Source organism: Peribacillus sp. CSMR9, from assembly GCF_033141925.1.
GTDB lineage: Bacteria > Bacillota > Bacilli > Bacillales > DSM-1321 > Peribacillus > Peribacillus simplex_A.
Map to the genome: position 1 here is coordinate 44,091 of NZ_JAOPHO010000001.1, position 13,107 is coordinate 57,197.

General features: G+C 38.9%; 12 protein-coding genes. 10 read left to right on the top strand and 2 right to left on the bottom strand.

Going from position 1 to position 13,107, the window contains the following annotated elements; genetic code table 11:
• The first annotated feature begins 675 nt into the window (after nt 1-675).
• Entirely contained in the window at nt 676-2,055 is a 1,380-nt protein-coding gene (gene nhaC / locus N9I19_RS00200) for a Na+/H+ antiporter NhaC (RefSeq protein WP_317776684.1), read from the top strand.
• Nucleotides 2,056-2,183: 128 nt separating this feature from the next.
• Here the strand turns inward: nhaC and N9I19_RS00205 are convergent, their stop codons facing one another.
• On the bottom strand, nt 2,184-3,377 hold the full coding sequence (locus N9I19_RS00205; protein ID WP_317776685.1) for an FtsW/RodA/SpoVE family cell cycle protein: 1,194 nt from the start codon (nt 3,375-3,377) through the stop codon (nt 2,184-2,186).
• 304 nt (nt 3,378-3,681) lie between these two features.
• On the opposite strand from N9I19_RS00205, the gene N9I19_RS00210 reads away from it, so the two are divergent.
• The 6 genes from N9I19_RS00210 to N9I19_RS00230 all read left to right on the top strand — a co-directional run bounded on the left by N9I19_RS00210 (nt 3,682) and on the right by N9I19_RS00230 (nt 9,399).
• Nucleotides 3,682-4,008: an SDR family oxidoreductase gene (locus N9I19_RS00210; protein WP_317776686.1), complete on the top strand. Its 327-nt coding sequence runs from the start codon at nt 3,682-3,684 to the stop codon at nt 4,006-4,008.
• On the top strand, nt 4,001-4,225 hold the full coding sequence (locus tag N9I19_RS25095; RefSeq protein ID WP_411730391.1) for a hypothetical protein: 225 nt from the start codon (nt 4,001-4,003) through the stop codon (nt 4,223-4,225). Before N9I19_RS00210 ends, N9I19_RS25095 begins: the two co-directional genes overlap by 8 nt.
• A gap of 234 nt (nt 4,226-4,459) precedes the next feature.
• A complete protein-coding gene (locus N9I19_RS00215) occupies nt 4,460-6,022 on the top strand; it encodes an aldehyde dehydrogenase family protein (RefSeq protein ID WP_317776687.1) in 1,563 nt (520 codons plus the stop codon).
• Between the two features lie 255 nt (nt 6,023-6,277).
• A complete protein-coding gene (locus N9I19_RS00220; RefSeq protein WP_317776688.1) occupies nt 6,278-7,060 on the top strand; it encodes a TerC family protein in 783 nt (260 codons plus the stop codon).
• A gap of 354 nt (nt 7,061-7,414) precedes the next feature.
• Nucleotides 7,415-8,158, top strand: a complete 744-nt coding sequence (sigI, locus tag N9I19_RS00225; protein WP_061462214.1) for an RNA polymerase sigma factor SigI — start codon at nt 7,415-7,417, stop codon at nt 8,156-8,158.
• On the top strand, nt 8,155-9,399 hold the full coding sequence (locus tag N9I19_RS00230) for an anti-sigma factor domain-containing protein (RefSeq protein ID WP_317776689.1): 1,245 nt from the start codon (nt 8,155-8,157) through the stop codon (nt 9,397-9,399). Before sigI ends, N9I19_RS00230 begins: the two co-directional genes overlap by 4 nt.
• A 55-nt stretch (nt 9,400-9,454) precedes the next feature.
• Here the strand turns inward: N9I19_RS00230 and N9I19_RS00235 are convergent, their stop codons facing one another.
• Complete coding sequence (locus tag N9I19_RS00235) at nt 9,455-9,652, bottom strand: alpha/beta-type small acid-soluble spore protein (protein ID WP_061462216.1); 198 nt, start codon at nt 9,650-9,652, stop codon at nt 9,455-9,457.
• Nucleotides 9,653-9,884: 232 nt separating this feature from the next.
• On the opposite strand from N9I19_RS00235, the gene N9I19_RS00240 reads away from it, so the two are divergent.
• The 3 genes from N9I19_RS00240 (at nt 9,885) to N9I19_RS00250 (ending at nt 12,990) form a co-directional block, all read left to right on the top strand.
• A complete protein-coding gene (locus tag N9I19_RS00240; protein ID WP_317776690.1) occupies nt 9,885-11,237 on the top strand; it encodes a TrkH family potassium uptake protein in 1,353 nt (450 codons plus the stop codon).
• A gap of 199 nt (nt 11,238-11,436) precedes the next feature.
• Complete coding sequence (locus N9I19_RS00245) at nt 11,437-12,765, top strand: ATP-binding protein (protein ID WP_317776691.1); 1,329 nt, start codon at nt 11,437-11,439, stop codon at nt 12,763-12,765.
• A 99-nt stretch (nt 12,766-12,864) separates the two neighbouring features.
• Nucleotides 12,865-12,990, top strand: a complete 126-nt coding sequence (locus tag N9I19_RS00250) for a hypothetical protein (protein ID WP_317776692.1) — start codon at nt 12,865-12,867, stop codon at nt 12,988-12,990.
• The last annotated feature ends 117 nt before the right edge of the window (nt 12,991-13,107 follow it).

A 13,107-nucleotide genomic window follows, 5' to 3' on the forward strand; every position in this document is an offset into this window, starting at 1 on the left:
ATACTGAACAAACTTATTATATAACATTAACCTTTTTTTGAAAAGAGTAGATGTTGGCTATTTTTATTTAAAGGGATGGCGTTTGATTAAAGGTGTAAGCCTAGGAAAATGCGTCGCAAATATTATCGATTGTTAAAATTATCCATTTATAAAAAAGATTATAATAATAGAATTTGTGTAATTACATATTCGAATGCAGCAGTTGACCAAATCTAAAATCTAAATCTTCGGTGTACAGGAATCATTTTTTTACTTACAAAACGTAGTTTGTACACAATAATAATTTTTATTAATTGGTAAATTAAAAACCAAATTATCTGATGATCAGGAGCGGTTTGCAGTTCATTTAGGTGGGACTACGACATAACTGAAAGAATTGTAGGGACATGATTAAGATAGGGCCTTATTTGGGGCTAAGCAATGAAGAGGACTTATATCTTATGGAATATTTAGCTGAACCTATACGAATCGAAGTATGGGTTTTTGTTTTGTGATAAAAAGGAATGAAGAATCGAATTCTACTAAAAATAGATTATTATTCCTTTGACAATCGCCCGAAACTCCTTTATATTTAGCTAGTACTTTAGTGCTTAAAAGCGTTTCAGTAATTGTAGGGAGTGAAAAGTCCTATCCTTACCTTAGAGAATATACAAAATGAAAGTGGGGAAATACATTATGCGTCTTGAAGATGCAAAGCTAAAACTCTCCTTACCTGAAGCAATTGGGGTTTTGGCAATTCTATTCTTAATTATTGCAACTGGTATCATACATTATGGACTTGCCCCCCATATTCCAATTATAGCGGCAATCCTATTTCTATTTGTTTATGGAAAGATCAAGAAGCTGCCATTTTCGATTATGGAGGCGGCTATCGTCAAAGGTGCAGTTTCTGGTATGGGAGCTATCTATATATTCTTTTTCATTGGAATGCTGATTTCAATCTGGATGGCAAGCGGGACGATCCCTACCATCATGTACTATGGTTTTGACTGGATTTCTGGTGAATATTTCTATGCGGTCACATTTTTGGTGTGTTCGCTACTTGGGCTCTGTATCGGGAGTTCACTTACAACAGCAGCCACAATCGGCGTTGCTTTCATAGGCATGGCGTCGGCGATGGATTTTTCGTTGGCGATCACAGCCGGTGCAATCATTTCCGGTGCATTTCTTGGGGATAAAATGTCTCCATTATCCGACTCGACCAACCTTGCTTCGGGAACGGTTGGAGTACCATTATTTGAACATATCAAAAATATGCTTTGGACAACGATTCCAGGTTTTTTAATATCACTTATTCTCTTCTACTTCCTTTCACCTAATGTCAAACTGGCTCGCGTTGAGGAAATTGAAGCCATGACGAAAGCCCTGGAGATGGAAACGAACATAAGCATATGGAGTTTGATTCCGTTTGCCATCGTTCTAGTCATGGCTTTGAAAAAGGTGTCAGCCATTCCGACATTGTCGGCAGGAATCATTTCGGCAGCCATCATCGCTTTCATTCAAACTCCTAATTTGACGGTTGCAAAACTAGCAGATATTTTATACGGCGGATTTGTACTCAAGAGTGGAATGGATCAACTGGACTCAATCCTATCGAGGGGCGGCATTGAAAGTATGATGTTCTCCGTTTCGATGGTGTTGTTGGCATTGGCGATGGGAGGACTATTGTTTGAATTGGGAGTGATTCCTTCAATTTTAAATGCGGTCCAGGATTCACTGACGAGTGTAGCGAAAGTGATCTCCGCTACTGTATTTGCAGGAATCAGCGTGAATTTCCTAGTGGGTGAACAGTATTTGTCAGTTATACTGCCTGGGAAAGCGTTTCAGCAGAAATATGAAGATTTAGGCTTACACCCAAAAACTCTTACGAGGGTACTTGAAGATGCAGGAACAGTTGTTAATCCTCTGGTTCCTTGGGGTGTTTGCGGTGTTTTCCTGACACAGGTATTGGGTGTTCCAACCCTTGAATATGCCCCATTTGCATTCTTTTGCTTACTTTGTCCTTTGCTTAGCTTGATTTCAGGCTTTACGAAAATCGGTATCCATTATAAATGAAAAAACAGGCGGTCGGTTTTGACTGCCTGTTTTTTTATGCGATATCCCATAACCAAAGATTGGAGAGAGGGTATGACTAAAACCCCCTGACATGAACAGAAATGTCAGGGGGTGAAGGATTGGATCGTTTATTTTGAAGAAGCGATCTCATCTTTTGGGATGGACACGACTTTCTCTTTCTGTTCAAGTAAATTCATTCGCATTACGACATTTTGGTATATTCCCATTGACAGCATGAGCAGCAGTAAGGAAGATCCTCCATAGCTGATGAACGGAAGGGTGATACCAGTAATGGGAATTAGTCCAGTCGCACCGCCGATGTTGATCCCAACTTGAATGCCAATCATGGATGAGATACCGATCAATAATAGGCTTCCAAATGGATCTTTACATTTTGCTGAGAGTATAAACCCCCTAAGGACGATAAACCCAAGTGTCAATAGAACGAAGCCTACACCGAATATTCCAAGTTCTTCTGCAATGATGGAAATGATGAAATCCGTATGTGATTCGGGCAGGTACCCGTATTTTTGTACACTGTCACCAAGTCCCACGCCTGTAAGGCCTCCTGATCCTATCGCATACAAGGAATTCACGAGCTGATACCCATTTCCTCCCTCTTGACCAAAAGGATCTGCAAACCCGGTAAATCGAGACACTTTATTTTCAGAGAAAACGGATGAAAAATTTCCTGTCACGATTACTCCTAATGCAAATATTGTAACGAATATCGCAGTAATCAAAGAGAGTTTGGAAATACTCTTAAATGACATTCCGGATGAAAAGATCATCGTACTTGAAATTAGGAAAATGACGGCTGCCGTTCCGTAGTCAGGTTGAATCCCGATTAAAAAACAAATAAATACGAGAAAGAAAATCGGGGGGATGACGGCTTTATCAATGCTATTGATTCGATCCTGCCTTTTTCCGTAAATGGCTGCCAGATAAATGATCATGGCTAACTTGGAAAATTCCGCAGGTTGGACCGATTTTGTCCCTACCTTGAACCAGCTTGTGGCATTTCCTGCTGTATGGCCGAAAATAAATAGCAGCAAAAGGATACCGGCCATTCCAAACATCATAGACATCAAGAAAATTTTGTTTTTGTACATCTTATAAGGAAGAATCATCGTCACGATCATTGCCAGGAATGATATGACAAAGGCCGTTTTTTGTTTCTCGAAGAAGAAATCCATGGACTGGTGGTACCGAGCAACAGCAGTAATCATGCTCGAACTGTAAATCATCACTAAACCAAACAAACAGAGTAATACGACAGCGATGAAAATAGGGAAGTCGTATGCTTTAATTATTCTTTTCATTTGTGCGCTCACCTCAAATATGTATGCGCGAAAAAATCGCCTTCTTATATAGTAACGGAAAATCAGTTATATAGATAATAATTTTTATTCGATAATATGAATTTATCCTCCCAAACCCATATTAAACACTAAACCCGATAAACTTGACAGCTGCAATTCCCTTTGGTTTCCTATACATTAACTTCGATAGTTATCGTGAATTCTCCTTTTAATAGTGATTGTTTTTACTATATATTCCATTTCGGTAGTGCTATTATGGCTAGGAGATTACTATTCAAGGTAAATTGGTGAGAGGAATTATTCGATGAACTTCAACAAAAAGTCACACACAATATTTAATCTTGACGCGATATACGATTTAGCTATCCCTGAAAAAATTGACCGGCTTGTCAATGTCGTAGGTAAGGACCATGTAAACGAATTTGCTAAAGGAGTAACTACTCTTAAGAGGTATACGTATTTTAGCACCCGTTATGTGGCAGGGAATCGGGAAGGGATTCCTTACGAGCATGAATTGCGCTTTCCGAAAAGCTTTAAGAATCATTATGAACGACAAAATTTGAGGCTGAATTACTTGTCGAGGAGCTTAAAAAGAGATTCCTATTACCATAATCAGGCCCAAGATTGTTAAGGGGCATTCCCAAACAGGGGAAACGATTAAATTCGATGGTCGCTATTTCAACCTTAATTTTCTTGATACATATATTTCATCGGAGAGGGAAACGGTAGTGAACCTGGTTACAATCGATTATATTATACAGGCTACTTTATCTCTGGCATTATATAATGAACTTTTCGTTGATGAATTGTATAAGAAAGACCAAAAGACCATATTCCAATGGGACTAAGCCAAGCACTCCTATCAAGGGTCCTATGAAGGCATATTTAGGACAAGAAGCCCCTTGATTACTTCACTTGGAAAGGACGTTTTGACAGTACTGCAGCCCAAAACGATTTAGTTGCTTCTGGAATCATTTGTCCTGATTTCAGGGAAGTTGTTCCTGCTATGGTCAATTTTTATTTAAAACATAAAAATGATAAGGAGTACCAGATAAGAATTTGGTAAAGAAAGGGGAATAGTTATGGAAAAAATACAAGGCAAGTGGGATGTGTATTCCCCGGCAACAGGTGAGAAGATTGCGGAATTCGTTCCAACACCACTGACCTCGATCCCTGATATATATAAGAAATCAAGATATGCGTTTCAAGCGTGGTCGAGTCTTCCCATCAAAGAACGGCTGCTATATTTAAAACGGCTTCGCTTATTGATGGTTGAAAAAATGGATGAAATAGCTGAAGTTATTTCAAAAGATACGGGAAAAGTAAAAATTGAAGCGCTGGTTGCTGACATTATGCCCACCATTGATGCGATCAAGCATATCGAGAAACATGCAGTAAAAGCTCTTTCCGGACAGAGGGTGTCCACTCCACTCATGCTAATTGGGAAAAAATCCTATGTCCATTTTATGCCCCGTGGAACGGTTCTCGTCATTTCACCATGGAATTATCCGCTGCAGCTCTCCATGGTACCCATTCTAAATGCTCTAGCAGCAGGAAATACAGTCATCGCCAAGCCATCAGAGGTAACACCCTTAGTTGGGCTGTGCATTGATAATCTGTTTCATGAAGCTGGTTTCCCAGAGGGAACTATACAGTTTGCGCATGGGGGGAAAGAATTGGGTGCGGCACTAACTGAGCAAAAACCAGATTATATATTTTTCACTGGATCTGTAAGGACCGGAAAAATGATTGGTGGGGTCGCAGCTAAACAACTTATCCCAACTATTCTTGAGCTTGGCGGGAAGGATCCGATGATTGTTCTGTGTGATGCTAACCTGGAACGGGCTGTGAACGGGGCTCTTTGGGGAGCTTTTACAAACAGCGGGCAAGTGTGTATGAGTGTCGAAAGGGTTTATGTAGAACGTTCCGTTTATAAGGAATTCCTAACGATGCTTAAAGAAAAAGCGAAGTCCATGAGGCAGGGGATTCAATTAAACGATGATATCGGTTCAATGACTTTCCCAGCACAAGTTGATATTGTGGCTGGACACCTGGAGGACGCACTGAATAAAGGGGCCATACTTGAAACTGGAACCTCTCCGAAAGAGTGGAGAACGGGACAGACCCACTTCATTCCGCCGACGATTCTTTCCAATGTCGACCATTCCATGAAAATCATGAATGAAGAAACGTTCGGACCCGTGTTGCCTGTTGTGCCTTTTGATACGGAGGAACAAGTGATTGCCCTTGCAAATGAAAGTGAATATGGACTCAATTCGAGCGTATGGACGATGGACAGGGAAAAAGCAAGTCGGATTGCGTCACAGTTAGTTACAGGAGCGGTGACGATCAATGATGTGCTGATTACTGTTGCTAATCATCATTTACCATTTGGCGGTGCCAAACAAAGTGGCATTGGCCGCTATCATGGCGAACATGGATTGAAGATTTTCTGTCATGAAAAAGCGATCATGATCGATAAAGGTAAAAAGAATACAGAAATCCAATGGTATCCATATGATGGGAAATATCCGAGGTTTTTATCGTTGTTTCAGAACTACTTTTCTGGAAAACCGAACTGGATCCGTTTTGGTAAAGAATATTTGCAGTTGATTAAATTATCCAAAGGGAAACGAAGAGGATGATCCAAATATAAAAAAGATTGTTATTTTCATAATAAGTGCGTATACTATTAATATACTTAATAACTGATTTTCCTTTCAAAGGGGAGTAGCGTTAGGGTTCGCCCTAAAACAAAGTCGTCATTACGTGAATGGAAACATTCATCGGCTTTGTTGACATGTTTTCATGTTCAGCAAGACCTTTGCCTATACGGCAGAGGTCTTTTTATTTTGCCAATGCCGATAGGGAGAAAATACAAACTATTGGAGGTTGAATGGATGGAAGCATCAATATTATTGGAATATGGTTGGGTCCTTCTTATCTTGGTTGGACTAGAAGGAATACTTGCTGCGGATAATGCAGTCGTCATGGCTGTCATGGTTAAACATTTACCAAAAGAACAACAACGAAAAGCCTTGTTTTATGGTCTGATGGGAGCTTTTGTTTTCCGCTTTGCAAGTCTATTCCTTATTTCCTTTCTTGTCGACGTGTGGCAAGTTCAAGCGATCGGTGCCATTTACTTACTTTTCATTGCTTTTCAGCACATTTACAAAAAATACGTTGGTAAAGGTGAGAAGGAAGTCACAAAACCTAAAAAGCAATCTGGCTTCTGGTTGACCGTGGTAAAGGTTGAAGCTGCTGATATCGCTTTCGCAATCGATTCCATGTTGGCTGCCGTTGCACTGGCTGTTACACTTCCTGCAACAGGCTGGATGAAAGTCGGCAGTATTGACGGAGGGCAATTCGCCGTTATGTTCCTCGGTGGTATGATTGGATTGATCATTATGCGGTTTGCAGCAAATGCATTCGTGAAATTGCTTCATCAGCGTCCTTCACTTGAAACGGCAGCATTTTTGATTGTAGGTTGGGTTGGGGTGAAGTTAGCGGTATATACACTCGCACACCCTTCACTGGCTGTCATCGATCATCATTTCCCTGAATCAACTCTTTGGAAATCGATATTCTGGGTCGTATTGATTGGAATTGCCGTAGGTGCGTGGATCATTTCAAGCAAAAAAGAGAAAAAAGAAAAAAAAGAGAATCAAATACAGGAAGCATAAAAAAACAGGCGTGCAAGTTTACGCCTGTTTTTTTATCTTCTTAATGTATTTATGGAGATGACCCACACAAGACCAGGGATGTTTGCGAATGATATGTTAAAAGATGTGAATATTAAATTCCGGTTAGAAAAATGACAATTGTCCCATTGATTTGTACAATGATCCTGTAAAAGATATTTTACTGTAATTGCACTGTAATAAACGAGAAGAAACTAAGTATTTTATCATGTGGATATATTATGCGATTTCATTTATATCGCAAAAATAGTTCTTTTGGCACTGTCTTTTAGACTCCCTCCGCTTAAGATAAGTATGTTGATGCGTATTTTTGTTCAACAGGAGCGAGGTGAGCAAATGCTTGGATTGATGTTTACAGCATTCAAAAAAAAGCGTTCTTTAGAAGAAACCGTATTGAAAATTCAACAAGGCGATATAAGCCTTCGTAATGATACTATAGAGTCTTTCAAACCTTTTATTGCAAAAACCGTCTCATCAATCTGCAGACGTTACATATACGAATCAGATGATGAATTTAGTATTGGAATGATTGCTTTTAATGAGGCAATCGATAAATATTCCCCGGAAAAAGGCCGTTCTTTATTGGCATTTGCCGAAACCCTCGTTAAACGAAGGGTTATAGATTATTTAAGAAGCCAGTCGAAACGGAAAGAAGTCCTTTTGGATTTATCTCTGAATGATGATAATGATCAAAGCCATATATATATCGATAATGAAAATTCCATGAATGAATACGAGAAGCAAAAGGAATCGGAAAGAAGAAAAGAAGAAATTCACCTTTATATAAGCCATCTACAGGATTTTGGTCTGTCATTTGAGGATTTAGTCGAAAACTCTCCAAAACATGCGGATGCCAGGAAGGGAGCTATTATGATTGCTAAATTGTTAATGGAAGATGACGAACTGAAAGAAATCCTGTTTGCAAAAAAGCGGCTGCCAGTAAAGCAGCTTGAAGGAAAAGTGGATGTAAGCAGAAAAACGATTGAACGGAACAGAAAGTACATCATTGCTGTGGCAATCATAATAAACGGAGATTTTTTGTACTTGAATGATTATATAAAAGGGGCTATCAATGGATGAAAAAAGGAGTAATTCTTTCAGTTAATAAGCGTTTTGTAACCCTATTGACCCCCGAGGGTGAATTTCTAAAAACCAAAAGGCAGGAACGGGAATATGAAGTAGGTGAGGAAATCACTTTTTCGCCTATTAAACAAAAGGTCACTTTCGCCTTTCCCAATTTTAATTCATCTTTCAAAAAAAAGGCCGTGCTAAGCATTGCCTCCACTTTTCTGATTCTCTTTTCGTTTCTTCCATCCTATTTCTCTGAGCATGTATCGGCATACATGACAATAGATGTGAATCCCAGCATTGAATTGGAGCTTGACCATCATTTAGAAGTTCTCAAACTTAGCGGTTTAAATGAAGACGGCAAGCTTGTGATTGGTCAGCTGAAAGATTGGAAAGGTAAGGACATTAAAACGGTTACAAACCGAATCGTCGAAACGACGAAACAACTTGGATATCTGAAAGAAAAAAAACAAATAGTCGTTTCCACAACGATATTGGATAAAGATAAAAAATTGGATAAGAACTTAAAAAAAGAGATAAAAGAAATATCAGAACAGAATAATGTTTCTAATACGAAGATGAAAGTGATTCAGGCAACAAAAAGCGATAGGAAGCAAGCAAGGGAACAAGGCATATCCACAGGTAAGTATGTCGAAAAGAAGTTAAATGAAGATAAAGAGAAGGTAAAAGTCAATACGAGGGAGTCTGCACCAGCAACGGATAAAAAAGTAGAGGAAAAGGTTGTTATTCCGAAAGAGCAGAGCGAAACGCTGAGTACAGAAAAAAAATCGGTTGAGGAAAAGAAAAAAGAGAACAATACATCAAATGAATTAAAGCAAAAGTCGGTAAATGAAGCAAAACCAATTGAACAGAAAAACTTAGGAACACCATCAGACCAAAATAAGGGAAAAAACAAAAGTGAAGATAAAAATGGAAAACGGAATGAGATAAATGACTTTAAGGAAAAAAGCATGGAATCAAAAGGAAAACCTGTCAGCAATCAAAATAATCACAGCAACCAATTAAAGGACAAGCAGAAAAATGAAAAGGAAGATAAAAGGCTTGATGGGAAAAGATATACATCGGTCAATGAAAAGGGAAGAGAAAGAGAACAGAATAATGGCGATCATATAAAGTACGAAAATAAAAATAAAAAAGATAAACAAGATAAAATAGTGATAAAAGTTAAACAAGATTGGGATAAGTGGAAAAAGGGTAAGGGCAATAATGGAAACGGACAAGGGAATAATTAAAAGAGTCCAGCACGGAGCTGGACTCTTAGCCATGGATATTCAATTGTGATAGTAATTATTGACCTTGACCTTTAAGTTGAGATTGAGCTTGTGCTACAAGTCGTTTCGTAATTTCTCCACCAACTGAACCATTGGCACGTGCTGAAGTATCGGAACCTAGTTGTACACCGAATTCTGATGCAATTTCATATTTGATTTGTTCTAATGCTTGTTCGATTCCAGGAACAAGAAGGTTGTTACTGCTGTTAGCCATTTGAATCTCCCCTTTGCTTTTTCAACGGCTTTTGCCGCTGTAATGATAGTATAAGTAGAATGCGGAGTTTTACTTATAGTAGCGGAATCAAACTTTTTGGTAAACCTGCCTTATTGTTGTAAGTAAGACAGTTTTAAAAGAGAATGGAAAAAAGAATGAAAAAAGGGTAAACTAGATTTTTAATGGTTATGTGATTCACATAACTATAAAGGAGTAAGAAAGGAAACTCTTTATGTTTGCTATCAAAAAAATATTATCAAAATTAACACCAGCTCAGCTTATCGTCGGTTATTATTTTTTAGCTGTCAGCATCTCGACAGCGTTGCTTAGCCTGCCGGTTGCCCTAAAACCTGGTGTTGAGTGGGAATTTATGGATGCCTTATTTACAGCTATCAGTGCTGTCAGTGTTACAGGATTAACTGTAGTCAGTACGCCTGATGTGTTAAGTGAGGCTGGCTATTTCATTCTGATGTTCGTTCTCCAGTTTGGCGGGATTGGCATCATGACACTCGGAACCTTTTTCTGGCTAATATTGGGCAAGAAGATCGGTTTGAAGGAAAGGCAATTGATCATGACCGATCAAAACCAATCGAATCTTTCGGGCCTTGTTAAATTATTGATTCAAATCATTCAGATATTCCTCGTTATTGAAATGATTGGTGCCCTGGTTTTAGGTATTTATTTTTTGAATTATTATCCAAACTGGAAAGACGCCTTCTTAAATGGCTTATTTTTGGCAGTCAGTTCCACTACCAATGCCGGTTTTGATATCACCGGTATATCGATGATTCCTTTTAAAGGGGATTACTTCGTGCAGTTCATCACGATTATCCTGCTTACCCTTGGAGCCATTGGGTTTCCGGTCTTGATCGAGTTGAAAGAGTTTTTGTCCAATAATGCCCGTACTTATAAGTTTCATTTTTCTTTGTTCACGAAGCTGACATCAGTCACTTTCTTTTCCCTTATCATTGGGGGGACGATCCTGATTTACCTGCTGGAAATGAATGGGTTCTTTAAAGGTAAGAGCTGGCATGAATCGTTCTTCTACTCGTTATTCATGTCCTCCAATACGCGAAGCGGAGGGTTAACAACAATGAATGTGAGTGACTTTTCGGAACCGACCCTTTTATTGATGAGCATATTAATGTTCATTGGGGCATCCCCAAGCTCAGTCGGGGGAGGGATCCGCACAACCACTCTGGCTATCATGATTCTGTTCTTATGGAATTTCATGAGGGGAAGGCGATCCATCAAAGTGTTCAAACGGGAGATTCATCCAGATGATATCCGAAAAGCGACAGCAGTTATGATCATGGGTTCCTTCCTGTGCATATTGGCCATCTTCATTTTATCGATTACCGAGAATTTCACTTTAACCCAAATCATTTTTGAGGTATGTTCGGCTTTCGGTTCAGTTGGCCTTTCGATGGGAATCACGCCTGATCTCAGTAATACCGGTAAAATTGTCATTATGATCATTATGTTTATTGGCCGGGTCGGGATAACGTCCCTGCTTTATATCATAGGCCATAAAGAAGTTACGGAAAATTATCATTATCCAAAGGAACGCGTCATCATTGGGTAAATGATTTAAGTTGAAAAGAGACCTTTCCATCGAGGAAAGGTTTTTTGTGTTGTTTGCAGGAATCAAAGGTAAAATGTTGAAGTTTACCTATAAGTGAGTTTTTTACCGTTTTAATATACAGTATATGCATAATTTGAACCCTTACTTGCTGGAACTCCGTCGAATGAAGTTTAAATCATTAGTAAAGGAGGTGGAAAAAATGAACAAATATACTGGAAGGATCATTGTCCCTGCCCTATTCTTCATATTGATATTGCCCTATTTAGGATGGCTGGGCCATGAAGAACGCAGGTTTTCCGCCTTTGCAGGAATATATTTACTCGCCATTCTATCCATTGCTTGGTGTTTGGGTGCTATCTATGATAATAAACGGAAAACGATAGCTATATTGCAAGATAGCGAAGGACGTTATCGCATCTTCTCCAAGTACTCCAAAGAATTGGTCAATAGCTTCAATGAGGTTATTTTTCAAACGGATGATAAAGGAAAATGGTTGTATTTAAACCCAGCATGGAAATCGATGAGTGGTGCGACGGTGAACGAATCACTTGGGCTTCACTTTTCTAAACATATGGATATGTCTTCTTATCAGGACGTATTAAAGGCCTTTGCGGAATCCTTTCATCAAGGAAATAAATATTTTCGAGTGGACATTAAACTGAATGCGAAAAAAGGGACCAGTTGGGTTGAAGCATTCGTTAAACTAATTTACGATGACGCAGGGAAATTCATAGGGACGGCAGGCATATTATCGGAAATTAATGAACGTAAACATGCAGAAGAAAAGCTTGTTAGCCTAAACGAACATTTGGCAATCACATCAAGCAAGTTATCAACGGCTGCACAACTTGCGGCAGGGATTGCACATGAGGTCAGGAATCCGATGACAGCCATAATGGGGTTTGTAAAGTTGATTAAAGATGGCGGTGCTGATAAAGATGAATATTATGATATTATTTTTTCGGAAATAAATCGAATCGAGCAAGTCCTGAATGAACTTTTGCTGCTTTCGAAACCCGCGGAGGCGGTTTTTCTTGAGAAGGATTTAAAAGAAAGCTGTAACCATGTCGTTACACTGTTGGAGACAAATGCCGTATTGAACAATATTCAAATTCATAAAAATTACGATACAGAACCCATTTTTATTTACTTTGATGAAAACCAAATCAAGCAAGTATTAATAAATATGATAAAAAATTCCATAGAATCGATGCCGAATGGCGGAAATATTTTTGTGAGCGTAAACGAAAAAAATGGGGAAGTTTTTTTGAGCATTTTGGATGAAGGGGAGGGTATCCCGGAAAACTCCCTTCAAAAAGTAGGAGAACCATTTTTCACTACAAAAACATCAGGAACGGGATTGGGTCTTTCCGTTTGTTTTAGAATCATCGAAAAGCACGGCGGAAAAGTGTTCATAACAAGCGAACTGAAAAAAGGTACGAAAATCGTTTGTGTATTCCCCGCAGTCCTACCAAGTGATTATAACGGGAAAGAAAAATGTCCAGATAACGGGACAAGAACGACATGAAAATATATAATTCAATCGTTGTAAAAGTCAGAATATTGCGTGTACTCCAACGGTAATAACATACTAACCGGTTAGTCAGTTTTAAAGGAGGAATTCAATTTGCAAATTGAACATGATCAAGAGGTACAAAATCTGGAAAAGAAGTTAACGGAATTCATGGAAAAGTACGTATTCCCAAATGAATCCGTATATCAAAAGCAGCTAGATTCACAGAAGAGTCGATGAGTGATATACCGCCGCTTTTATCTGAATTAACGGCTCATGCTTCTCGCTAACAGAACCAGTAGTGGCGTCTTCCGATGCTACCAATGTAGAGTGCAGTCTTGAAAAGGCAGGTAATGA